The organism is Erwinia sp. CGal63 (genome assembly GCF_037026505.1).
Lineage (GTDB): Bacteria > Pseudomonadota > Gammaproteobacteria > Enterobacterales > Enterobacteriaceae > Erwinia.
In genome coordinates this window covers 1-22,147 of record NZ_JAKUMN010000005.1, presented here as the reverse complement: position 1 = coordinate 22,147, position 22,147 = coordinate 1, and the positions used below count along the sequence as shown (strand labels likewise).

20 protein-coding genes and 1 riboswitch are annotated in these 22,147 nt (G+C 56.5%); of the genes, 9 read left to right on the top strand and 11 right to left on the bottom strand.

The features are described 5' to 3' along the window. Nucleotides 1-20: 20 nt before the first annotated feature. Nucleotides 21-4,241, top strand: a complete 4,221-nt coding sequence (gene rpoC, locus MKZ79_RS15420) for a DNA-directed RNA polymerase subunit beta' (protein WP_336143426.1) — start codon at nucleotides 21-23, stop codon at nucleotides 4,239-4,241. 100 nt (nucleotides 4,242-4,341) lie between these two features. Here the strand turns inward: rpoC and MKZ79_RS15415 are convergent, their stop codons facing one another. Together MKZ79_RS15415 and MKZ79_RS15410 are read right to left on the bottom strand one after the other, a co-directional pair. Further along, nucleotides 4,342-4,467: a hypothetical protein gene (locus MKZ79_RS15415; protein WP_336143424.1), complete on the bottom strand. Its 126-nt coding sequence runs from the start codon at nucleotides 4,465-4,467 to the stop codon at nucleotides 4,342-4,344. Nucleotides 4,468-4,933: 466 nt separating this feature from the next. Beyond that, nucleotides 4,934-5,125, bottom strand: a complete 192-nt coding sequence (locus MKZ79_RS15410) for a DUF1127 domain-containing protein (protein ID WP_336143422.1) — start codon at nucleotides 5,123-5,125, stop codon at nucleotides 4,934-4,936. A 167-nt stretch (nucleotides 5,126-5,292) separates the two neighbouring features. Between MKZ79_RS15410 and MKZ79_RS15405 the strand changes: the two genes are divergently transcribed. Together MKZ79_RS15405 and MKZ79_RS15400 are read left to right on the top strand one after the other, a co-directional pair. Further along, the gene (locus MKZ79_RS15405) at nucleotides 5,293-6,732 is read left to right on the top strand and encodes an aminotransferase-like domain-containing protein (RefSeq protein WP_336143420.1); all 1,440 of its coding nucleotides are present in this window, start codon (nucleotides 5,293-5,295) and stop codon (nucleotides 6,730-6,732) included. Between the two features lie 350 nt (nucleotides 6,733-7,082). After that, a complete protein-coding gene (locus MKZ79_RS15400; RefSeq protein WP_336143418.1) occupies nucleotides 7,083-8,102 on the top strand; it encodes a glycosyltransferase family 32 protein in 1,020 nt (339 codons plus the stop codon). Nucleotides 8,103-8,158: 56 nt separating this feature from the next. Here the strand turns inward: MKZ79_RS15400 and thiH are convergent, their stop codons facing one another. The 7 genes from thiH to rsd form a co-directional block, all read right to left on the bottom strand. Beyond that, nucleotides 8,159-9,280 (bottom strand): 2-iminoacetate synthase ThiH, encoded by a 1,122-nt coding sequence (thiH, locus tag MKZ79_RS15395; RefSeq protein ID WP_336143417.1) that lies wholly within the window; start codon nucleotides 9,278-9,280, stop codon nucleotides 8,159-8,161. Next, nucleotides 9,277-10,053 carry a thiazole synthase gene (locus MKZ79_RS15390; RefSeq protein ID WP_336143415.1) on the bottom strand — a complete coding sequence of 259 codons (777 nt, stop codon included), beginning with the start codon at nucleotides 10,051-10,053 and terminating at the stop codon, nucleotides 9,277-9,279. The genes thiH and MKZ79_RS15390 overlap by 4 nt, the downstream gene beginning before the upstream one ends. 1 nt (nucleotide 10,054) lies before the next feature. After that, nucleotides 10,055-10,255: a sulfur carrier protein ThiS gene (thiS, locus tag MKZ79_RS15385; protein ID WP_336143413.1), complete on the bottom strand. Its 201-nt coding sequence runs from the start codon at nucleotides 10,253-10,255 to the stop codon at nucleotides 10,055-10,057. Next, nucleotides 10,239-11,000 (bottom strand): HesA/MoeB/ThiF family protein, encoded by a 762-nt coding sequence (locus MKZ79_RS15380; RefSeq protein WP_336143411.1) that lies wholly within the window; start codon nucleotides 10,998-11,000, stop codon nucleotides 10,239-10,241. Before MKZ79_RS15380 ends, thiS begins: the two co-directional genes overlap by 17 nt. After that, entirely contained in the window at nucleotides 10,993-11,634 is a 642-nt protein-coding gene (gene thiE / locus MKZ79_RS15375; protein WP_336143410.1) for a thiamine phosphate synthase, read from the bottom strand. Before thiE ends, MKZ79_RS15380 begins: the two co-directional genes overlap by 8 nt. Further along, nucleotides 11,631-13,565, bottom strand: coding sequence for a phosphomethylpyrimidine synthase ThiC (gene thiC, locus MKZ79_RS15370; RefSeq protein WP_336143409.1), 1,935 nt, complete (start codon nucleotides 13,563-13,565; stop codon nucleotides 11,631-11,633). The genes thiE and thiC overlap by 4 nt, the downstream gene beginning before the upstream one ends. A 75-nt stretch (nucleotides 13,566-13,640) precedes the next feature. After that, a riboswitch (TPP riboswitch) is annotated at nucleotides 13,641-13,741 on the bottom strand. A gap of 92 nt (nucleotides 13,742-13,833) precedes the next feature. After that, complete coding sequence (rsd, locus tag MKZ79_RS15365) at nucleotides 13,834-14,337, bottom strand: sigma D regulator (protein WP_336143408.1); 504 nt, start codon at nucleotides 14,335-14,337, stop codon at nucleotides 13,834-13,836. 73 nt (nucleotides 14,338-14,410) lie between these two features. Here rsd and nudC point away from each other — a divergent pair, with 73 nt between their 5' ends. The 6 genes from nudC (at nucleotide 14,411) to MKZ79_RS15335 (ending at nucleotide 18,797) form a co-directional block, all read left to right on the top strand. Continuing rightward, nucleotides 14,411-15,184, top strand: a complete 774-nt coding sequence (gene nudC / locus MKZ79_RS15360; protein ID WP_336143407.1) for an NAD(+) diphosphatase — start codon at nucleotides 14,411-14,413, stop codon at nucleotides 15,182-15,184. A 39-nt stretch (nucleotides 15,185-15,223) separates the two neighbouring features. Beyond that, on the top strand, nucleotides 15,224-16,291 hold the full coding sequence (gene hemE / locus MKZ79_RS15355) for a uroporphyrinogen decarboxylase (protein WP_336143406.1): 1,068 nt from the start codon (nucleotides 15,224-15,226) through the stop codon (nucleotides 16,289-16,291). Nucleotides 16,292-16,293: 2 nt separating this feature from the next. Next, nucleotides 16,294-16,962, top strand: a complete 669-nt coding sequence (gene nfi, locus MKZ79_RS15350) for a deoxyribonuclease V (protein ID WP_336143404.1) — start codon at nucleotides 16,294-16,296, stop codon at nucleotides 16,960-16,962. 65 nt (nucleotides 16,963-17,027) lie between these two features. Then, on the top strand, nucleotides 17,028-17,618 hold the full coding sequence (locus MKZ79_RS15345) for a YjaG family protein (protein WP_336143402.1): 591 nt from the start codon (nucleotides 17,028-17,030) through the stop codon (nucleotides 17,616-17,618). Nucleotides 17,619-17,806: 188 nt separating this feature from the next. After that, the gene (gene hupA, locus MKZ79_RS15340; RefSeq protein ID WP_002438605.1) at nucleotides 17,807-18,079 is read left to right on the top strand and encodes a nucleoid-associated protein HU-alpha; all 273 of its coding nucleotides are present in this window, start codon (nucleotides 17,807-17,809) and stop codon (nucleotides 18,077-18,079) included. 70 nt (nucleotides 18,080-18,149) lie between these two features. Beyond that, nucleotides 18,150-18,797, top strand: a complete 648-nt coding sequence (locus MKZ79_RS15335; RefSeq protein ID WP_336143392.1) for a DUF1481 domain-containing protein — start codon at nucleotides 18,150-18,152, stop codon at nucleotides 18,795-18,797. A 39-nt stretch (nucleotides 18,798-18,836) separates the two neighbouring features. Here MKZ79_RS15335 and purD read toward each other — a convergent pair whose 3' ends face one another. Then, on the bottom strand, nucleotides 18,837-20,117 hold the full coding sequence (gene purD, locus MKZ79_RS15330) for a phosphoribosylamine--glycine ligase (protein WP_336143390.1): 1,281 nt from the start codon (nucleotides 20,115-20,117) through the stop codon (nucleotides 18,837-18,839). A gap of 14 nt (nucleotides 20,118-20,131) precedes the next feature. Then, a complete protein-coding gene (gene purH / locus MKZ79_RS15325; RefSeq protein WP_336143388.1) occupies nucleotides 20,132-21,721 on the bottom strand; it encodes a bifunctional phosphoribosylaminoimidazolecarboxamide formyltransferase/IMP cyclohydrolase in 1,590 nt (529 codons plus the stop codon). Between the last annotated feature and the right edge of the window lie 426 nt (nucleotides 21,722-22,147).

Genomic DNA, 22,147 nt, shown 5'->3' with positions numbered 1-22,147 from the left:
ACTCCGACGGGAGCTAATCCGTGAAAGACTTACTTAAGTTTCTGAAAGCGCAAACTAAGACCGAAGAGTTTGATGCGATCAAAATTGCGCTGGCTTCGCCAGACATGATCCGTTCCTGGTCTTTTGGCGAAGTTAAAAAGCCGGAAACCATTAACTACCGTACGTTCAAACCAGAACGTGACGGGCTTTTCTGTGCGCGTATTTTCGGGCCGGTAAAAGATTACGAATGCCTGTGCGGTAAGTACAAGCGTTTGAAACATCGCGGCGTGATCTGCGAGAAGTGCGGCGTTGAAGTTACCCAGACTAAAGTTCGCCGTGAGCGTATGGGCCACATCGAGCTGGCTTCGCCGACCGCGCACATCTGGTTCCTGAAATCGCTGCCGTCACGCATCGGTTTGCTGCTGGATATGCCACTGCGCGATATCGAACGCGTGCTCTACTTCGAATCTTATGTCGTTGTTGAAGGCGGCATGACCAACCTTGAGCGCCGTCAGATCCTGACTGAAGAGCAGTATCTGGACGCGCTGGAAGAGTTTGGCGACGAGTTCGACGCGAAGATGGGCGCCGAAGCGGTTCAGGCCCTGTTGAAAAACATGGATCTGGAGCAGGAGTGCGAGCAGCTGCGTGAAGAGCTGAACGAAACCAACTCCGAAACCAAGCGTAAGAAGCTGACCAAGCGTATCAAGCTGCTGGAAGCGTTCGTGCAGTCTGGCAACAAGCCAGAGTGGATGATCCTGACTGTGCTGCCGGTACTGCCGCCGGATCTGCGTCCGCTGGTGCCGCTGGATGGCGGTCGTTTCGCCACGTCAGATCTGAACGATCTGTACCGTCGCGTGATCAACCGTAACAACCGTCTGAAGCGCCTGCTGGATCTGGCCGCGCCTGATATCATCGTACGTAACGAAAAACGTATGCTGCAGGAAGCGGTCGATGCGCTGCTGGATAACGGCCGTCGCGGTCGTGCGATCACCGGTTCCAACAAGCGTCCGCTGAAATCTTTGGCCGATATGATCAAAGGTAAGCAGGGTCGTTTCCGTCAGAACCTGCTCGGTAAGCGTGTTGACTACTCTGGCCGTTCCGTTATCACCGTTGGTCCATACCTGCGTCTGCACCAGTGTGGCCTGCCGAAGAAAATGGCGCTGGAGCTGTTCAAACCGTTTATCTACGGCAAGCTGGAGCTGCGTGGTCTTGCTACCACCATCAAAGCCGCCAAGAAAATGGTTGAGCGCGAAGAAGCCGTCGTCTGGGATATCCTGGATGAAGTGATCCGCGAACACCCGGTTCTGCTGAACCGTGCGCCAACGCTGCACCGTCTGGGCATCCAGGCGTTTGAGCCAGTGCTGATCGAAGGTAAAGCTATCCAGCTGCACCCGCTGGTTTGTGCGGCCTATAACGCCGACTTCGATGGTGACCAGATGGCTGTTCACGTGCCGCTGACGCTGGAAGCCCAGCTGGAAGCGCGTGCGCTGATGATGTCTACCAACAACATCCTGTCACCTGCGAACGGCGAGCCAATCATCGTTCCTTCTCAGGACGTTGTACTGGGTCTGTATTACATGACCCGCGACTGTGTTAACGCCAAAGGCGAAGGCATGGTGCTGACTGGTCCAAAAGAAGCCGAGCGTATTTATCGCGCTGGCCTGGCCTCTCTGCACGCTCGCGTTAAGGTGCGTATCACCGAGCACGAGAAAAACGAGCAGGGCGAATGGACGTCGAAAACCAGCCTGATCGATACGACTGTTGGTCGTGCGATCCTGTGGATGATCGTGCCGAAAGGCCTGCCTTACTCCATCGTCAACCAGGCGCTGGGTAAGAAAGCGATCTCCAAGATGCTGAACACCTGTTACCGCATCCTGGGCCTGAAGCCGACGGTTATCTTTGCTGACCAGACCATGTACACCGGCTTTGCTTACGCGGCACGCTCCGGCGCGTCTGTAGGTATCGACGACATGGTGATCCCGGAGAAGAAAATCGAGATCATCAGCGAAGCGGAAACCGAAGTTGCCGAGATCCAGGAGCAGTTCCAGTCTGGTCTGGTTACCGCTGGCGAACGCTACAACAAAGTGATCGATATCTGGGCTGCGGCCAACGAACGCGTTGCTAAAGCGATGATGGAAAACCTCTCTACCGAAGTCGTCATTAACCGTGACGGTGAAGAAGAGCGTCAGGTTTCCTTCAACAGCATCTTTATGATGGCCGACTCCGGTGCTCGTGGTTCCGCCGCGCAGATTCGTCAGCTGGCCGGTATGCGTGGTCTGATGGCTAAGCCAGATGGCTCCATCATCGAGACGCCGATCACCGCGAACTTCCGTGAAGGTCTGAACGTACTTCAGTACTTCATCTCGACCCACGGTGCTCGTAAAGGTCTGGCGGATACCGCACTGAAAACCGCGAACTCCGGTTACCTGACTCGTCGTCTGGTAGACGTCGCGCAGGATCTGGTAGTAACGGAAGACGACTGCGGCACGCACGAAGGCATCATGATGACTCCGGTTATCGAAGGTGGCGACGTGAAAGAACCACTGCGCGAACGCGTACTGGGTCGTGTTACCGCAGAAGACGTGCTGAAGCCGGGCACGGCCGACATCCTGCTGCCACGCAACACCCTGCTGCACGAACAGCAGTGTGACCTGTTGGAAGAGCACTCTGTCGACAGCCTGAAAGTTCGCTCCGTGGTTAGTTGTGAAACCGACTTCGGCGTGTGCGCCCACTGTTATGGACGCGATCTGGCGCGTGGTCACATCATCAACAAAGGTGAGGCCATCGGCGTTATCGCAGCACAGTCCATCGGTGAGCCGGGTACACAGCTGACGATGCGTACGTTCCACATCGGTGGTGCGGCATCTCGTGCGGCTGCTGAATCCAGCATCCAGGTGAAGAACAAAGGTACTATCAAACTCTCTAATGCCAAGTCGGTTACCAACTCCGCTGGCAAGCTGGTTATCACCTCGCGTAACACCGAGCTGAAAATGATCGATGAATTCGGTCGTACCAAAGAGAGCTATAAGGTTCCTTACGGTTCTACCATGGCGAAAGGCGACGGCGAGCAGGTTGCAGCGGGCGAAACCGTAGCAAACTGGGATCCGCACACCATGCCGGTTATCACCGAAGTGAGCGGTTTCGTTCGCTTTACCGATATGATCGACGGCCAGACCATTACCCGTCAGACGGATGACCTGACCGGTCTTTCTTCTCTGGTGATCCTGGACAGTGCTGAACGTACTTCCGGCGGTAAAGATCTGCGTCCTGCGCTGAAAATCGTGGATGCCAACGGCAACGACGTCATGATCCCAGGCTCCGATATGCCTGCTCAGTACTTCCTGCCGGGTAAAGCGATTGTGCAGCTGGAAGATGGCGTGAAGATCAGCTCGGGTGACACCCTGGCTCGTGTTCCGCAGGAATCTGGCGGTACCAAGGACATCACCGGTGGTCTGCCACGCGTTGCGGATCTGTTCGAAGCGCGTCGTCCGAAAGAGCCAGCTATCCTGGCGGAGATCAGCGGTATTATCTCCTTCGGTAAAGAGACCAAAGGCAAGCGTCGTCTGGTGATTACGCCGGTTGACGGCAGCGATCCGTACGAAGAGATGATTCCGAAATGGCGTCAGCTGAACGTGTTCGAAGGTGAACGCGTAGAGCGCGGCGACGTGGTTTCCGATGGCCCAGAGTCACCACATGACATTCTGCGTCTGCGCGGCGTGCATGCGGTTACCCGTTACATCACTAACGAAGTGCAGGAAGTTTACCGCCTGCAGGGCGTTAAGATTAACGATAAGCACATCGAAGTCATCGTGCGTCAGATGCTGCGTAAAGCAACCATCGAAAGCGCAGGCAGCTCCGACTTCCTGGACGGTGAGCAGGTTGAAGTTTCACGCGTTAAGATCTCTAACCGTGAACTGGAAGCCAACGGCAAAATCGCAGCGACCTATATGCGCGATCTGCTGGGTATCACCAAAGCGTCACTGGCGACCGAGTCCTTTATCTCGGCCGCATCCTTCCAGGAAACGACGCGCGTACTGACCGAAGCAGCCGTTGCGGGCAAACGCGACGAACTGCGCGGCCTGAAAGAAAACGTCATCGTGGGCCGTCTGATCCCAGCCGGTACCGGTTACGCTTATCATCAGGATCGTATGCGTCGTAAAGCGGCAGGCGAAATCCCTGCGGCGCCACAGGTTACCGCAGACGAAGCTTCCGCCAGCCTGGCGGAACTGCTGAACGCGGGTCTGGGCGGAAACGACGACTAATCGTTGTTTCAGCAGACCATAAAACCCCACTTCGGTGGGGTTTTTTTTGGCTGAAATTCAGGACATTTAAAAAAGCCGCTCAGAAGAGCGGCTTGCGGCCTTACCTGCTCTGATTTACGTTGAGCGTTATCCGCACGTCTGACATATTAATGCGCCAGCCGCCGTTATCACTCATCATCAGCGCCATGAATAACGTGACCAACAACAGTCCGTTGCGTTTTTTCATGGGGATTCCTTTCTCAGGAACCGCTATCGCTTGCCGCTCACCGGAACGCTGCAAACGAAAAAAGCAGTGTAGTTGACTTGTTTTCGCGGTATTGCAGATGCCGTTTCCTGAGTCCGGTGGCCTGCGGCAACAGGCGAAACGGCTCCGACGCAACAGTAACAGTTTAAAAATAAACCGGCATTTCGTTATCGGGAAAATGAGGGCTGTTATGCAGTAACTTTGTGAAGTTGCACAGACACCACAGCTATTTTGTGATATCCACTGCAGAAATAAATGGTATGAATAATGGTTTTAGAAACCACTGGTTTTTTATTTTATGCGGCTATATATTGACCGTGTGGTTGGCTTGTATTCGCAATTCAGCAGTAACACCCAGTGCCGGACGGCAATCCGCTTCTGGAACGAAAAAACCCCGCATTGACGGGGTTTTTTTATGTGCAAACCATAGCGAAGTCGCCCGGCTTGCCTACTTAAATTTTCGCACATCTTCGCTGGTCAGCCCGATATCTTTTAGCTGCGCATCGCTCAGTCGCGCTAATACTTTGCGGCTATAGGCTCGCTGCCGCCAGGCCAGCCAGAGCCGTCGCGGTAGCCTGAACATCAGGACGAAAGGTGAGTCTTTAAAAGGCTGTCCGCCTTTGTTTTCATTAAATTCCATGCTCGTCTCCTTATTCCGCCGTAGAGTTATTGTGCGCGGCGGCGGCGAGACGATACAGATGCAATAATCACTTTTATTTAACATACAAAGTGCGCGATAGTAGTTCTGAATGGTTGTTCGATTCGGTATCTGTACTGGTTTTTAATCCGCAAAGGAAAACAAGAGCGATGACACGTTATCAGCACCTGGCTAAGCTGCTGGCGCAGCGTATTAATCAGGGGCTTTACGTCTGTGGGGAACGGCTGCCGTCGGTAAGGGCGCTCAGTAAAGAGCACGGCGTTAGCATCAGTACAGTTCAGCAGGCTTATTATTTACTGGAAGAACAGCAGCTGATCACGCCGCAGCCGCGTTCGGGCTATTTTGTTACGCCGCATAAATCGGCACATCCGATGCCTGCACTGACGCGTCCGACCCAGCGGCCGGTCGATATTACGCAGTGGGACGCCGTCCTGAAATTGCTTAGTTTGCGGCAGGAAAAAGATATCCTGCAGCTTGGCAGCGGGACGCCCAACCTGACGCAGTCCACGCTAAAACCGCTGTGGAAAATTATCAGCCGCATCGGGCAGCAGCAGGACATCAGGCTGTTTGAATATGACAATATATACGGCATGCCTGAACTACGGGAGCAGATCGCCAGACTGGCGATAGACAGCGGCTGTCATGTTACGCCGGAAGAAATTGTGGTGACCAACGGCTGTCACGAAGCGCTATCCGTTTCTGTGCGTGCCGTCTGTCAGGCAGGCGATATCGTCGCGGTTGAATCCCCTTGCTACCACGGCATTCTGCAGGTGCTGCACGGCTTTGGTATTAAAGTCATCGAGATTCCGACCGATTCTCAAAGCGGCATCAGCCTGGAAGCGCTGGAGTTGGCGCTGGAGCAGTGGCCAATCAAAGCCGTCATCGTGGTGCCTAACTGCAACAACCCGTTGGGATTCATTATGCCGGAGCAGCGCAAGCGCGGGCTGGTAAAGCTGGCGCAGCGTTTTGATATCGCCATTATTGAGGACGATGTCTATGGCGAGCTGGCATGGGAATATCCTCGTCCGCCAACGGTTAAAGCCTTCGACAGCGAGGGTCGCGTGCTGCTTTGCAGCTCGTTTTCCAAAACGCTGGGGCCAGGCCTGCGCGTTGGCTGGGTTGTGCCTGGCCGCTATCTGGATCGCGTGCTGCACATGAAATATATCGTCACCGGCTCGACCGTACAGCAGACGCAGATTGCAGCGGCAGAGTTTGTGCGGCAGGGCTTTTATCCCGCCCATTTGCGCCGGATGCGGCAGTATTACCAACGTAATCTGGAAGTTTTCACCGCCGCGGTACTGCAGCACTTTCCCTGCGGCATCTGCGTTACGCGACCGCAGGGCGGCTATCTGTTATGGATCGAACTGCCGGAAACGACCGATATGGCGAAGCTGAATAAACAGATGCGCGACAACGATATCCAGATTGCCGTGGGTTCACTGCTTTCCGCCTCGGGCAAATACCAGACCTGCCTGCGTCTGAATTACGGCTTGCCCTTCACGGCGGAGACGGAAAAAGCGCTGGCTTTACTGGGTACGGCGATTGAACAGGCGACAGAGGTTTCCCTGGCTGAAGTGGCAGGTAGGTAAGGAATGACAGACAACAACATTGCCGTGGCCAGCCATTATTAAGGTCCAGCGATAATCAGAGTTATTTTATAAAAGACTTTGCCCGGCTCTTATTGCATTATCATTTTTTTCTTTATAAATACGTAATTGCGTTTATTAGGTTTTTGATAGCCGCTTATTTTCCTGTTTTATATTGTTTCTCTCTATTAATTACTTTTTAATCTTTTTTGACATGAGCTTTATCTTAAAGTTATTCAGACTTCCCTGGCAATATTGTGATGTCTTTCTCATCTTGCTAAGTTAATAAAAAATTCCCAGCTGCCGGATAAGAGCGCGCTACGTCTTTGTCAGCCAGCTGCCGTGAGGTAATTATGAATAAAAAAAAGCTAAAAGCGCTGGCGCGTCCGGTATTGAAGAACGCGGTTTCATTACGTTTGCGTCTTGAAAAGACGCTGATAAAAAGAAAGAAATTAGCGGAGTATAATCCTGCGCTGGAACAGGATATGGATATCGTTATTCATGACAGGCCGCTGAATGAGATCCCTAAACAGGTCTGGATGTTCTGGGCTGGCGCGAAGCTGCCGAAAGAAATTCAGAGTTTCGTAAACAAAATCTCGCGTGAAAACCCGGCCTGGACCGTGACCGTAGTCAACGACAGCAATCTGTCGCAGTATCTGCCAGGGCTGACGTTTAAGCGTCAGGATATGCTGGTGGCGCACCGAAGCGACGTAATTCGCCTGGAGCTGCTGTACAAATATGGCGGCGTCTGGATGGACGCCAGTATTATCCTCAACCGCACGCTGGACGATTTTTTAGCGGTTAACGCCAGTAATCGCTACGATATGGTCGCTTTTTATCGCGACGTCTCTACCGTCGATCGCCGCTATCCGGTGATTGAAACCTGGTTTATGGCCGCACCGAAAAATAACCGGTTTATCGAAAACTGGCTGCGCTATTTCCGGCCGATTACGGAGCTGGGCGCGGCGGAGATGTTCAGGCAGCTGCAGCAGCTTCCCAATTACGAGGAAGTGGTGCAGAAGATCACCGATCCACAATATCTTATTCTGAATATCACCCAGCAGCAGGCGATGCGTGAAGATAATCAGTACAACTTCTACCTGAGAAAGTGCGAAGCCAACGCAATTTACTATCAGCGTCTGGTGAGCTGGGACGCAGTACAGCTCAGCCGGATGCTGATGATCGATCGTCTGCCGGACGTGTTGCCGCCTATCGTGAAGCTGACCGGCCTGGATCGTAAATATCTTCAGACCAATCTCCGCTATGGCGCGGTGAACAAAGACAGCCTGCTGGGCAAAGTGCTGTTCGCGGACGTGCCGTCTAAACTGCCGGAAACGCCGATGCCCGGTATGCCCGGTAGCGCGAGCGCCTGAGTCATTATCAAACCCGATACGCGCCAGCACGACCGCCGGCGCGTTTCCGGCAGCGGTTAAACCCGGCCCAGCCAGCTATCCCAGTCTTTCCACACCGGTTGCAGGCCGGCTTTGACCAGCGCTTCCGCAACCTGCTGCGGGTGACGGTTGTCATGCGGTGAAAATTGTTCCAGCTCGCTCTGAGCATCAGCGTAGCCGCCGGGCTGCGTTTTCGAAAAGGCGCTGAGCGTGTTGATCGCCAGCGGCACTACCTGATCGCGAAACTGCGGCGATTCGCGCGTCGACAGCGACTGTTCAACCTCCGGCGCGAAAAGACGAAACGCGCAGATCGCCTGCACCAGCTGCGCCTCGTCCATAATGGAAGCGGGCTGGATGCCGCCCGCGCAAGGGCGCAGTCGGGGAAAAGCGACCGAATAGCGGCTTTGCCAGTAAGTTTTTTGCAGCCATAACAGGTGCTCCGCCATCATATAGCAGTCGGTGCGCCAGCTATCGGAAAGACCGATTAGCGCGCCCAGACCGATTTTATCAATGCCTGCGCGACCCAGCCTGTCCGGGGTTTCCAGCCGGAAAAAGAAATCCTGCTTGTTGCCTTTGAGATGATGCTGACCGTAGACCGCCGGATGATAGGTTTCCTGATAAACCAGCACGCCGTCCAGTCCCAGCGTTTTCAATTCGGCGTACTCTTCTTCAGCCATTGGCTGCACTTCCATCATCAGCGAGCTGAAATGCGCGCGGATGGCGGGCAGATGCTGGCGAAAATAGGCCATGCCAACCTTTGCCTGATGCTCACCGGTCACCAGCAGCAGCTGGTCAAAGCCCATCGCCCGAATCGCCTGACACTCACGCTCTATCTCCTGCGCATCCAGCGTTTTGCGCCTGATGCGGTTGCTCATGGAGAAACCGCAATAGGTGCAGTCGTTGGCGCACAGATTGGAGAGATAGAGCGGGACGAAAAGGTTAACGGCGTGGCCGAAGCGCTGGCGTGTCAGGAGCTGCGCTCTTTGCGCCATAGGCTCAAGCCAGTCCTGCGCGGCCGGCGAAAGCAGGGCCATCAGCTCTTCACGACCGACGACGGGCGCATTAAGCGCCCGCTCTACGTCGGCTGAGGTCTTGCTGTGGATGCGCAGGCGAATATCATCCCAGTCGAGCTGCTGCCACTGCGAAACGAAACTTTTCATAAAACCGCTCCGCTACGCAAAAAGCTGGTCAGCGGGCTGGTGGCGACGGCCTGCGGCTGACGGCTGCCCAGGCCGCTGTGACGAGCCAGTTCGCCGGCTTCAACGGCCAGGCGGAACGCGCGCGCCATTTGAATGGGATCCCGCGCGGAGGCCATCGCGGTATTGACCAACACCGCGTCTGCGCCCATTTCCAGCGCTTCGCTGGCGTGGCTGGGCGCGCCGATGCCTGCGTCAATCACCACAGGCACGCTGGCCTGTTCGATGATGATTGCCAGCAGGTCGCGAGTCTTCAGTCCCTGGTTACTGCCGATAGGCGCGCCAAGCGGCATCACGGCGGCGCAGCCGACTTCCTCCAGCCGCTTGCACACCACCGGATCGGCATGACAGTAGGGCAGTACCGTGAAGCCTTCCCGTACCAGGGTTTCGGCGGCCTTGAGGGTTTCGATCGCATCCGGCAGCAGATAACGAACGTCGGGATGGATCTCCAGCTTCACCCAGCTTGTTCCCAGCGCTTCGCGCGCGAGGCGGGCGGCGAAAATGGCTTCCTCGGCGGTTTTCGCGCCGGAGGTATTGGGCAGAAGCTGTACGCCCAGCTGACGTAAAGGTTCAAGGATGCCGTCATCACCGCCTCGCAGATCCACACGCTTCATCGCCATGGTGACCAACTGCGTGCCGGACGCTTTTAGCGCGTCTAGCATCACGGTTGGGCTGGAAAATTTGCCGGTTCCGGTAAAGAGCCGGGAAGAAAAGGTTTTATCAGCGATCTGCAGCATATCAGCCTCCGGCGATGGCCTGGAAAATCACCAGCTCATCGCCTTCCTGTAAAAGATGGGTAGACCAGCGCGCTCGCGGCACAATTTGCTGGTTAACGGCCAGCGCGGTGCCCGACTGCTGGTGGTCAAGCTGTTCCAGCAAGGTGGCCAGCGTTAGCGGCGCGGCAAGCTCGTGCGGCTCATCATTAATTACGATGTTCACGATCGCCTCCGCATACCGGGCAGTTGGGGCTGCGCTCAAGGCTGAGCGTGCGCCAGGTTTGCGCTTTACCGTCGAACAGCCGCAGCTGGCCGTCCAGCGCGGATGGCAGGCCAGCCAGCATTTTCAGCGCCTCCAGCGCCTGCAGCGTGCCCATTACGCCGACCACAGGGCCAAGCACGCCTGCGGTACGGCAGTTACGCTGCGGTTCGACCGCGTCGGGCCACAGGCAGCAGTAACAGCCGTGGCTGAACGGCGGCGTCAGCACCATCAGTTGGCCGCCGAAGCCGACCGCGCTGGCGCTGATGAGCGGCGTATCGCTCGCCACGCAGGCGGCGTTGACGGCATGGCGCGTCTGCATGTTGTCGCTGCAGTCCAGCACCAGATCGACCCACTGCACGCTCTCTTTCAGCGAGTCGGCGTCCATACGCTGTTCAAGCGTCACAAATTCCACCTGAGGATTAAGCGCCTGCAGCCGTTCTTTCGCCAGCGTCGCTTTCGGCTGCCCGGCATCGCCGCTGCGGTAAAGGATCTGCCGCTGTAAATTACTGATATGCACTTTGTCGTCGTCAGCCAGCAGCAGCTTGCCCACGCCTGCGGCAGCCAGATAAGCGGCGGCGGGCGAGCCCAGGCCGCCCAGGCCGACGATCAGCACGCTGGCCGCCTGTAGCTTCTCCTGCGCCTGCGGGCCGAACTCTTCCAGCAGCAGCTGACGGCTGTAGCGCATAAAATCGCTGTCGCTAAGCATGCGAATCTCCCGTTCCCGCCAGCGCCAGCAGCTTCGCCGTGGCTTCCTGCCAGTCTGCGGCCTGCGTGATGGCGCTGACCACGGCAATGCTGCCGACGCCGGTCGCCAGCACCTCAGGCGCTTTCTGCAGAGAAATCCCGCCGATGGCGACGGTAGAAATACCCGATAAACGCGCTACGTGACGCCGCAGCTCCGCCAGTCCCTGAGGCGAAGAGGGCATCTCTTTGGTTTGGGTTGGGAAAACGTGGCCCAGCGCGATGTAGGAAGGGCGTTCGACCAGCGCGCGATCCAGCTCTACATCGTCGTGCGTGGAAAGACCAAGCCGCAGCCCGGCGCGATAAATCGCGTCCAGATCGGCGATATCCAGATCTTCCTGACCCAGATGCACGCCGTAAGCGTCATACTTGATCGCCAGCCGCCAATAGTCGTTGATAAACAGGCGCGCGCGATAGCGTTTGCCCAGCGCGACAGCCGCCGCGATATCTTCTTCCACCGCCTCTTCCGGCAGATCTTTAATGCGCAGCTGGATAGTGCGGACGCCAGCTGCGAGCAGGCGCTCGATCCAGGCTACCGTATCCACTACAGGATAGAGTCCCAGTTTCGCTGCCGTTGGAGGAAAGGCGCCGCGGCTCATGCTTTATCCTCTTGCTGAAGCGCGTCCGCGGCATGATAAAGTTCGCCGCCACGGCTGCGGAAAGCCTGCGACATCTCCGCCATACCGATCTCTATCGGCTGCGCTGCCGCTTCCTGTTTCGCGGCGTAGTCGCGCACCTCCTGCGTAATTTTCATCGAACAGAATTTTGGCCCGCACATAGAGCAGAAATGCGCGACCTTGCCTGACTCCTGCGGCAAGGTTTCGTCGTGGTAGGCGCGAGCGGTATGCGGATCCAGCGCCAGGTTAAATTGATCTTCCCAGCGAAACTCGAAGCGCGCTTTCGACATGGCGTTATCACGGATCTGCGCGCCCGGATGCCCTTTAGCCAGGTCGGCTGCATGGGCCGCGATCTTGTAGGTGATGAGGCCTTGCTTCACATCCTCTTTGTTCGGCAGACCAAGATGCTCTTTCGGCGTGACGTAGCAGAGCATGGCGCAGCCGAACCAGCCAATCATCGCCGCGCCGATACCGGAGGTGAAGTGGTCGTAACCCGGCGCAATATCGGTGGTCAACGGGCCAAGCGTATAGAACGGCGCCTCGTGGCAGTGCTCAAGCTGTTCGGTCATATTGCGGCGGATCATCTGCATTGGCACGTGGCCCGGCCCTTCAATCATGACCTGAACGTCATATTCCCAGGCGATTTTCGTCAGCTCGCCCAGCGTGCGCAGCTCGGCGAACTGCGCTTCGTCGTTGGCATCCTGAATAGAGCCAGGACGCAGGCCGTCGCCAAGTGACAGGGAGACGTCGTAAGCGGCGCAGATTTCGCAAATTTCGCGAAAGTGTTCGTAGAGAAAGCTTTCGCGATGATGCGACAGGCACCACTTAGCCATAATCGAGCCGCCGCGCGAGACGATGCCGGTCAGGCGCTTCGCCGTCATCGGCACATAGCGCAGCAGCACGCCAGCGTGGATAGTAAAGTAATCGACGCCTTGCTCAGCCTGCTCCAGCAGCGTATCGCGGAACACTTCCCAGTTGAGATCTTCCGCCACGCCGTTGACCTTCTCCAGCGCCTGATAGATCGGCACGGTGCCAATCGGCACCGGGCTGTTGCGCAGGATCCACTCGCGGGTTTCGTGAATATTACGGCCGGTGGAAAGATCCATCACCGTATCTGCGCCCCAGCGTGTCGACCAGACCAGCTTTTCCACCTCTTCTTCGATTGAGGAGCTGACGGCGGAATTGCCGATGTTGGCGTTAATCTTCACCAGGAAATTGCGGCCGATGATCATCGGTTCCGCTTCGGGATGGTTGATATTGGCGGGAATAATCGCTCGTCCGGCGGCCACTTCCTGGCGCACAAACTCGGCGGTGATGTTTTCCGGCAGCTGCGCGCCGAACCCGTGGCCGGGATGCTGCTGGAGCAGCACCTCGCTGCGAATGCGCTCACGGCCCATGTTTTCCCGCAGCGCGATAAACTCCATTTCCGGCGTGATAACGCCCAGTCGCGCATAGTGCAGCTGCGTGACGTAGCGGCCAGCCAGCGCGCGGCGCGGACGCGGCAGCTTTGCGAAGCGCAGATGATCCAGCGCTTCATCCGCCAGGCGCTGCTGCGTATAAGTGGAACTAAGCTGCTCGATCGGTTGCGTATCTTCGCGTTCCAAAATCCAGCTTTCCCGCAGTCTGGCGATCCCTGCATGGACGTCAATGACGGTTTCGGGATCGCCATAAGGGCCGGCCGTATCGTATACCGGCACGGGTTCGTTCTCTTCAAACTGCGGATGGTCTTTACTGCCGCCGGTTAGCGTCGGACTGAGCTGGATTTCGCGCAGGGGGACGCGTAAATCGGCTCGGGAGCCGGTAAGATAAATACGTCTGGAATTGGGGAAGGCGGCGCCCTGCAGGGAATCGATAAACTGGCGGGCTTCGGCACGCTGTTCGCGTCGGGTTGGTTTTTTAACGGACGTAGACATAGCAAGTTCCTGAATAAAGGAAAATTTGCTTGTCCGGAGTTCGGATGAGTAATTGCCGGGCTGAAGGCCCAAACCTGAATCTTTACTCTTGTTCCCTACGCAGGTATTAACCTGGTCAGGTTCCGCGGATCCCGAATAAACGGTCTCAGCCCCGAAGGGCACTCCGACAAGAAGAAATCTGGCTTTCGCCAGGGACAATCAGCTGATTGCCCCTTGAGCATAAAGGGGCTTTATAGAAAGCTCAAGGGTTTTACAAATTTATAACTTATCAGGCCGGGCGAGCCATTGCCGCGTCGTTTGCCGCTGGCTGGTCACTGTACTTCTCCAGCGCCAGCTGAATAAATTTATCTTCCAGGGTAAAACGGGCTTCCAGCGTTTCGCCGACGATCGACAGCGCCTGCTGGAACTCCAGATAGTTGTCGTGATCGATAGCGTTTTCCAGATGGGCATCGTAAATCGCCATAATCTGTTCGGTATTAGCCTGTAACGAAGGATAAATCAGCGCCGCTTTGGCCAGCTGCTCGGTGCCTTCCATCTCCTGGATAAAGCGTTCGTAAGCGGTGAAGTGGCCGGTTGAAAGATAATCTACCAGGCTTTGGCAAAAATTATCCAGCGCGTTTTCGTCAAGCGAAGTCAGTGATTCCTTGTTAGGCTTAATGCCAACCATTTGATAATAGGCAACTAACAGCTGCTTACGTGAGTGAAGGCAAAAATCTACCAGTTCGCTACATCCGCCTACGCGTGAGGTCAGAACTTCCAGCTGGTCAAGCATGAGTGACTCCAAAAGTGTTATTTTTAACTGTCGATCCCGATCCGGTAAGGCGTGAAGTGAGGATGAGCAATTTATGGAACTTGAGATTTCAAGCGTAGACGCTGGCTGGTGGGTTGTCAGCCATGAACAGAAACTTTGGCTGCCGAAAGGTCAATTACCATACGGTAGCGCGCAAAATTTGGGCTTCGCAGGATCCAAAGGATCGCTTATCGGCGAATGGCAGGGCGAACCGGTGCGGCTGATCTGCGAAAACCGGCCGGAAGGGATGGCTTCGCTGCGCCAGCTGCTCGATCAGGATCCCGCGCTGTTTCAGCTGGCGGGACGCGGCGTCCAGCTGGCAGAGTTTTACCGTTCGCATAAGTGGTGCGGCTACTGCGGCCACGCCATGCACCGTAGCAAAACGGAATGGGCCTGCCTGTGCGGCCACTGCCGTCAGCGCTACTATCCACAGATCGCGCCCTGCATTATCGTGGCGATCCGACGCGGCGACGAGATCCTGCTGGCTCAGCATACCCGTCATCGCAACGGCATCTATACGGTACTGGCCGGTTTCGTCGAAGTGGGCGAGACGCTGGAGCAGACCATCGCGCGGGAAGTGATGGAAGAGAGCGGCATTAAAGTCAAAAACCTACGCTATGTCTCTTCGCAGCCCTGGCCTTTCCCGCAGTCGCTGATGATGGCTTTTATGGCCGACTACGACAGCGGCGAAATCCGCATCGATTCGAAAGAGCTGCTGGACGCGAACTGGTATCGCTTTGACGCGCTGCCAGCGCTGCCGCCAGCCGGTACCGTTGCCCGCCGGCTGATTGAAGACACCGTCGCGCTCTGCCGCGCCGAGGCAGAATAGCTGATATACTGTGCGCCTGAATGAAAAAGAGTCCTGAAAATGAGTGAACTGAAGAACGATCGTTATTTGCGTGCCCTGCTGCGTCAGCCGGTGGACGTCACGCCCGTCTGGATGATGCGTCAGGCCGGACGCTATTTGCCGGAATATAAAGCCACGCGCGCCCAGGCCGGCGATTTTATGTCGCTGTGCAAGAATGCCGAGCTGGCCTGTGAAGTCACGCTGCAACCGCTGCGGCGCTACGCGCTGGATGCGGCGATCCTCTTCTCCGATATTCTGACCATTCCCGATGCGATGGGGCTGGGACTCTATTTTGAAGCTGGCGAAGGCCCGCGCTTCTCTTCCCCGGTGACCTGCCGCGCCGATGTGGAAAAACTGCCGGTGTTCGATCCCGAGCAGGAGCTGGGCTACGTGATGAACGCGGTGCGCACCATCCGTAAAAACCTGAAGGGCGAAGTGCCGCTGATCGGCTTCTCCGGCAGTCCGTGGACGCTGGCGACCTATATGGTGGAAGGCGGCAGCAGCAAGGCTTTTACCAAACTGAAAAAGATGATGTACGCCGAGCCGGAAACCCTGCATCTGATGCTGGACAAGCTGGCGGACAGCGTCACGCTTTATCTGAATGCACAGATCCGCGCCGGCGCCCAGTCGGTGATGATTTTCGATACCTGGGGCGGCGTGCTGACCGGACGCGATTATCTGCAGTTTTCGCTGCACTACATGCACAAAATCGTCGACGGCCTGCTGCGTGAAAACGATGGCCGCCGCGTGCCGGTGACGCTGTTTACCAAAGGCGGCGGACAGTGGCTGGAAGCGATGGCGGAAACCGGCTGTGATGCGCTTGGCCTGGACTGGACAACGGATATTGGCGAAGCACGACGTCGCGTGGGTCACAAAGTTGCGCTGCAGGGCAATATGGATCCTTCTATGCTGTATGCAACGCCAGCCCGTATTGAGCAGGAAGTGGCAGGCATTCTTCAGGGCTTCGGCAAGGGTACGGGCCACGTGTTCAACCTGGGCCACGGCATTCATCAGGATGTGCCGCCGGAACACGCGGGTGCTTTTGTGGAGGCCGTTCACAAACTGTCAGGACAGTATCACCAGGACTAGTTATGGATATACAGGCATTAAAGCAGGAACAGACGATGCGCGCGGCGGAAGTGGTGCGCACCGATGATTTTGACGTAATGCCGCCGCGCTATATCGCCGGGGCGGATGTAGGGTTCGAACAGGGCGGCGAGGTCACGCGCGCCGCTCTGGTGCTGCTGGAGTATCCGTCGCTGAAGCTAATTGAGCATCGCGTTGCGCGGATAGCCACCACGATGCCCTATATCCCCGGCTTTCTTTCGTTTCGCGAATATCCTGCGCTGCTGGCCGCCTGGGAGCAGCTGGAGCAGAAGCCCGATCTGCTGTTTGTCGATGGTCAGGGCATCGCGCATCCGCGTCGTCTTGGCGTCGCCAGCCATTTTGGGCTGCTGGTGGACGTGCCGACCATCGGCGTGGCGAAGCGGCGCCTGTGCGGCAAGTTCGAGCCGTTGGGCGACGAGCCAGGCTCCCGCCAGCCGCTTATCGATAAAGGCGAACAGATTGGCTGGGTGCTGCGCAGCAAAAAGCGCTGCAATCCGCTATTTATTTCGCCGGGCCACCGCGTCAGCGCGGATACGGCTCTGCAATGGGTGGAAACCTGTTTGCAAGGCTATCGCCTGCCGGAGCCGACCCGCTGGGCGGACGCGGTAGCTTCCAACCGGCCCGCCTTTGCGCGGCTCGGCATCCCGCTATAACGGTGTGAGCCGCCCGCTTTTCGGTTACACTGCAGGCCGCGCACTTTTGTTTAAGAGATCCCAACATGTTACGTAATCCGATTCACCTGCGGCTGGAAAAGCTGGAAAGCTGGCAGCACGTGACTTTTATGGCCTGCCTGTGTGAACGCATGTATCCCAACTACTGGGCTTTTTGCCAGCAGACCGGCTTTGGCGACGGGCAACTTTATCGCCGCATCCTCGATCTGGTGTGGGAAACGTTGGTAGTGAAAGACGCCAAAGTTAATTTCGATTCGCAGCTGGAAAAGCTGGAAGAGGCGATCCCGGCGGCAGAGGATTATGACCTGTACGGTGTTTATCCTGCTATCGACGCCTGCGTGGCGTTGAGCGAGCTGCTGCATTCTCGCCTGAGCGGTGAAACTTTAGCCCATGCGATCGCCGTCAGCGAAGCCTCTATCACTACCGTTGCGATGCTGGAAATGACCCAGGCCGAACGCGAAATGACCGATGAAGAGCTAAAAGCCAATCCCGCCGTCGAAGAGGAATGGGACATCCAGTGGGAGATTTTTCGCCTGCTCAGCGCCTGCGAGGAAAGGGATCTCGAGCTGATAAAAGGACTGCGTTCCGACCTGCGGGAATCAGGGATTAGCAATATCGGTATAAATTTTCAGCAGTAAGGCGATAAAACGTGACTTCAGGCCTGATTTGTAGCGCCTTAAGGCTTCACATTCGCCCCCAGTCTGGTCTACATTTGGGGGGCTGAAAAAAGTGGCTATCGGTGCGTGTATGCAGGAGAGTGCCAGAAACTGGTTTTTCCCTCGCACTCGATGCTTAGCAAGCGATAAATACACTGTAAGGATAACTTATGAACAAGACTCAACTGATTGATGTAATTGCGGACAAAGCGGACCTGTCTAAAACCCAGGCTAAAGCTGCTCTGGAATCCACCCTGGCTGCGATTACTGAGTCTCTGAAAGAAGGTGATGCTGTACAACTGGTTGGTTTTGGTACTTTTAAAGTTAACCACCGTGCTGAGCGTACTGGCCGCAACCCGCAGACCGGCAAAGAAATCAAAATTGCAGCTGCAAACGTACCGGCATTCGTTTCTGGTAAAGCTCTGAAAGACGCCGTTAAATAATCAACGGTGAAAGGTTTTAAACAGGGGGGCGTTAAGCCCCTTTTGTTCAGGCTTTCGCCCAGAGGAGCCCGTGAATCGTTCTTCCTGCATTCTTCTGCTGTTGCTGCTAACGGGCTGTAGCTCGCAGCATACCCCCGATTTTACCGCCAGCGGCTATCTGGCCGATCGCGGCGCCGTGCGTATCTGGCGCAAAGAGCACGCTCCTCAGAGCACCCATCTGCAAACGGTTTATACCCCTTTTAGCGAGGCGCCGTCGCAAACCACCGACTATCAGTGGCAGCAGGGCAAGCTCATCTCTATTGAACGGCACATCGTCGGCAGCCAGCCGGAAAGCGTCACGCTGCGTTTCGACCAGAAGGGCCGGATGAGCTTTATGCAGCGGCAGCTGGAAAACCGGCGCGAAGCACTGTCCGCCGACGCCATCGCGCTCTACCAGTTTGACGCCGGACGTATGTTGAACATCAGCAACGATTTGCTGAAGGGCCGCGTAAGGCTGTTACAGGGACGCTGGACGCCTTCCGGCACCGTGAGCCTGTGCAGCGGCGAAAAAGCTTCGCCCGGGCTTGATGACAACGACATGCGCTATATTACCCGGCAACAGCAGGAAGCTGGCGAGCCGCTCAGCATCGCCTGGCTGGAAGCGCCTGGCGGCACGCAGCTGCTGCTGGCGACGCAGGAAGACCTTTGCGCGGCGGAGCCCGAAGCCGATAGCTTTTAAGAAAGGGAAAGGGAATGAAGGACTCATCCCCTGAAGAGGTTACTTACGGCCGATCGCGCGGTAGCCGATATCGTGACGACAGAAGCTGCCGTTCCAAGAGACAGACTTAGCCAGTTCGTAGGCGTGCTTCTGCGCCGCCGCCACGTCTTCGCCCAGCGCCGTCACGCAGAGAACGCGTCCGCCGTTAGTGACTACCAGATCGTCCTGCATTTTTGTTCCGGCATGGAATATCTTGCCATCCGGCGTCTCTTCCAGCGGCAGTCCGTGGATCTGGTCGCCGGTGTTGTAGTCGCCAGGATAGCCGCCAGCCGCCAGCACCACGCCCAGCGAGGGACGCGGATCCCAGACTGAATCCTTGCTGTCCAGCTTGCCGTCAACGGCCGCCAGGCACAGATCCACCAGATCCGACTGCAGGCGCAGCATGATTGGCTGCGTTTCCGGATCGCCAAAGCGACAGTTGAATTCGATCACTTTTGGCTGGCCGCTCTTGTCGATCATCAGGCCGGCGTACAGGAAACCGGTGTAGACATTGCCTTCCGCCGCCATGCCGCGTACGGTCGGCCAGATGACCTCATCCATGACGCGCTGGTGGATCTCATCGGTGACCACCGGCGCAGGCGAGTAGGCACCCATACCGCCGGTATTCGGGCCAGTGTCGCCATCGCCCACGCGTTTATGATCCTGGCTGGTAGCCATCGGCAGCACGTTTTCGCCGTCAACCATCACGATAAAGCTGGCTTCTTCACCATCCAGGAACTCTTCCACCACGATGCGGTGGCCAGCGTCGCCGAAAGCGTTGCCGGCCAGCATGTCTTTGATGGCTTCTTCCGCTTCCTGTAGCGTCATCGCCACAATGACGCCTTTGCCAGCCGCCAGGCCATCCGCTTTAATAACAATCGGCGCGCCTTTACTGCGCGTATACTCCAGCGCCGCATTCACATCGGTGAAATTCTGGTATTCAGCCGTTGGAATGTTATGGCGGGCGAGGAAATCCTTCGTGAAGGCTTTAGATCCTTCCAGCTGTGCGGCGGCCTGAGTCGGGCCGAAAATTTTCAGGCCAGCGGCGCGGAAGGCATCCACCACGCCAATGACCAGCGGCGCTTCCGGGCCAACAATGGTCAGATCGATCTTTTCACGCTGTGCGAACTCCAGCAGCGCGGGAATATCCGTGGCGCCGATGGCGACATTCTGTAGTGCAGGTTCCAGCGCGGTGCCTGCGTTGCCCGGCGCGACGAAAACAGTCTCCGCCAGCGGCGACTGAGCGGCTTTCCACGCCAGCGCGTGTTCACGGCCGCCATTGCCAATTACTAAAATCTTCATTATCCGGTTCCTTATTAATGGCGGAAGTGACGCATGTTGGTGAAGATCATCGCGATGCCGTGTTCGTCTGCAGCGGCAATTACCTCTTCGTCGCGAATCGAACCGCCCGGCTGGATAACGCAGCTAACGCCAGCAGCAGCGGCGGCGTCAATACCGTCGCGGAACGGGAAGAAAGCGTCGGAAGCCAGCGCGCAGCCTTCAACCACCAGTCCCTCATCTTTCGCCTTGATACCGGCGATTTTGGCGGAGTAAACGCGGCTCATCTGGCCAGCGCCAATGCCGACGGTCATATTGTCGCGGGCATAAACGATAGCGTTGGATTTCACGAATTTAGCGACCTTCCAACAGAACAGCGCATCGCGCAGCTCCTGTTCGGTCGGCTGGCGCTTAGTTACCACGCGCAGCTGGCTCTCTTCCACCATGCCCAAATCGCGATCCTGAACCAGCAGACCACCGTTAACGCGCTTAAAGTCCAGGCCGGCCTGACGCTGCTGCCACTGGCCGCAAACCAGCACGCGAACGTTTTGCTTAGTCGACGTTACCCTCAGTGCAGCTTCGCTGGCGGATGGCGCGATAATCACCTCGACAAACTGACGGCTGACAATCGCCTGTGCGGTCGCTTCATCCAGTTCGCGGTTGAAAGCGATGATACCGCCGAACGCGGAAGTGGGGTCGGTTTTATAGGCCAGCTCGTAAGCGCCCAGGATCGAGTCGCTGACCGCCACGCCGCAGGGGTTGGCGTGTTTGACGATAACGCAGGCTGGCTCATCAAACTCTTTCACGCACTCCAGCGCCGCATCGGTATCGGCGATGTTGTTATAGGAGAGCGCTTTACCCTGAAGCTGCTGCGCGGTAGCGACCGAGGCTTCGGAAACGTTCTCTTCTATATAGAAGGCGGCATCCTGATGGCTGTTCTCGCCGTAGCGCATATCCTGCTTCTTGATGAAGTTCAGATTTAGCGTGCGTGGGAAGCGTCCGGCTGGCTCGGTGTTCTCACCATGATAGGCTGGAACCAGACTGCCGAAGTAGTTGGCAATCATGCTGTCGTAGGCGGCGGTGTGCTCGAAGGCTTTGATCGCCAGATCGAAGCGGGTCGCCAGCTGTAGGGAATTGTTGTTGGCGTCCATCTCCGCGATAACCGCGTTATAGTCGCTGCTCTTTACTACGATTGCCACATCCTTATGATTCTTGGCCGCAGAGCGAACCATCGTTGGGCCGCCGATATCAATATTCTCGACCGCATCTTCCAGCGAGCAACCTTCGCGGGCCACTGTCTGTGCAAACGGATAAAGGTTAACGACCACCATGTCGATCGGCCTGATGCCATGTTCCTGCATAATGGCGTCGTCCAGGTCGCGACGGCCCAGAATGCCGCCATGCACTTTGGGATGCAGAGTTTTGACGCGTCCATCCATCATTTCCGGAAAACCGGTGTAGTCAGAAACTTCCGTAACGGGCAGACCCGCTTCCGCAAGCAGGCGGGCGGTGCCGCCAGTGGAAAGCAGCTCGACACCGCGCGCTGAAAGCGCCTGAGCAAATTCGAGGATACCAGCTTTGTCGGACACGCTGAGCAGAGCGCGGCGTACAGGACGAGGTTGTTGCATGAGGTTTTATCCCTTGGCTTTGGTTCGCATAGATAAGAGCGTTACATCAATCTTAGCGTTTTCCCTTCTTTATACAGAACGCAGAAGACAAAGATTCAGGTAACGCCCCCAAATGGGGGCCGGGATTTTTCCGGGGCATTGTAGCGAAAACGTTTGCGTGATGCTCGCCTAAATTTAATATCGCGGTGCAATGTGGATAAGTTTGTGGGTAAATGCGTATAAACAGGCCTTTTGCTGTGGAATGCAGCGAACGCGCTATTTTTCTAAAATTAGGGGTTGTCAGCCGGCGAGAACTCCCTATAATGCGCAACCACTGAGACGGCACAACGGTTTACACCAGCGGCTCAGCAGGTTCAGGAAGCTGAACCGCCGGAGAAAACTTCTGAAAAAGAGGTTGACTCTGAAGGAGGAAAGCGTAGTATACGC

Excerpts from the sequence above, each read along its gene's own strand:
- MKZ79_RS15410 (WP_336143422.1), bottom strand. The coding sequence starts at position 5,125 with ATGGAATTTAATGAAAACAAAGGCGGACAGCCTTTTAAAGACTCACCT.
- MKZ79_RS15390 (WP_336143415.1), bottom strand. The coding sequence starts at position 10,053 with ATGCTGCAGATCGCTGATAAAACCTTTTCTTCCCGGCTCTTTACCGGA.
- MKZ79_RS15380 (WP_336143411.1), bottom strand. The coding sequence starts at position 11,000 with ATGCTTAGCGACAGCGATTTTATGCGCTACAGCCGTCAGCTGCTGCTG.
- thiE (WP_336143410.1), bottom strand. The coding sequence starts at position 11,634 with ATGAGCCGCGGCGCCTTTCCTCCAACGGCAGCGAAACTGGGACTCTAT.
- hemE (WP_336143406.1), top strand. The coding sequence starts at position 15,224 with ATGAGTGAACTGAAGAACGATCGTTATTTGCGTGCCCTGCTGCGTCAG.
- MKZ79_RS15345 (WP_336143402.1), top strand. The coding sequence starts at position 17,028 with ATGTTACGTAATCCGATTCACCTGCGGCTGGAAAAGCTGGAAAGCTGG.
- rsd (WP_336143408.1), bottom strand. The coding sequence starts at position 14,337 with ATGCTTGACCAGCTGGAAGTTCTGACCTCACGCGTAGGCGGATGTAGC.
- hupA (WP_002438605.1), top strand. The coding sequence starts at position 17,807 with ATGAACAAGACTCAACTGATTGATGTAATTGCGGACAAAGCGGACCTG.
- purH (WP_336143388.1), bottom strand. The coding sequence starts at position 21,721 with ATGCAACAACCTCGTCCTGTACGCCGCGCTCTGCTCAGCGTGTCCGAC.
- purD (WP_336143390.1), bottom strand. The coding sequence starts at position 20,117 with ATGAAGATTTTAGTAATTGGCAATGGCGGCCGTGAACACGCGCTGGCG.
- thiC (WP_336143409.1), bottom strand. The coding sequence starts at position 13,565 with ATGTCTACGTCCGTTAAAAAACCAACCCGACGCGAACAGCGTGCCGAA.
- MKZ79_RS15400 (WP_336143418.1), top strand. The coding sequence starts at position 7,083 with ATGAATAAAAAAAAGCTAAAAGCGCTGGCGCGTCCGGTATTGAAGAAC.
- MKZ79_RS15405 (WP_336143420.1), top strand. The coding sequence starts at position 5,293 with ATGACACGTTATCAGCACCTGGCTAAGCTGCTGGCGCAGCGTATTAAT.
- nfi (WP_336143404.1), top strand. The coding sequence starts at position 16,294 with ATGGATATACAGGCATTAAAGCAGGAACAGACGATGCGCGCGGCGGAA.
- thiH (WP_336143417.1), bottom strand. The coding sequence starts at position 9,280 with ATGAAAAGTTTCGTTTCGCAGTGGCAGCAGCTCGACTGGGATGATATT.
- nudC (WP_336143407.1), top strand. The coding sequence starts at position 14,411 with ATGGAACTTGAGATTTCAAGCGTAGACGCTGGCTGGTGGGTTGTCAGC.
- MKZ79_RS15415 (WP_336143424.1), bottom strand. The coding sequence starts at position 4,467 with ATGAAAAAACGCAACGGACTGTTGTTGGTCACGTTATTCATGGCGCTG.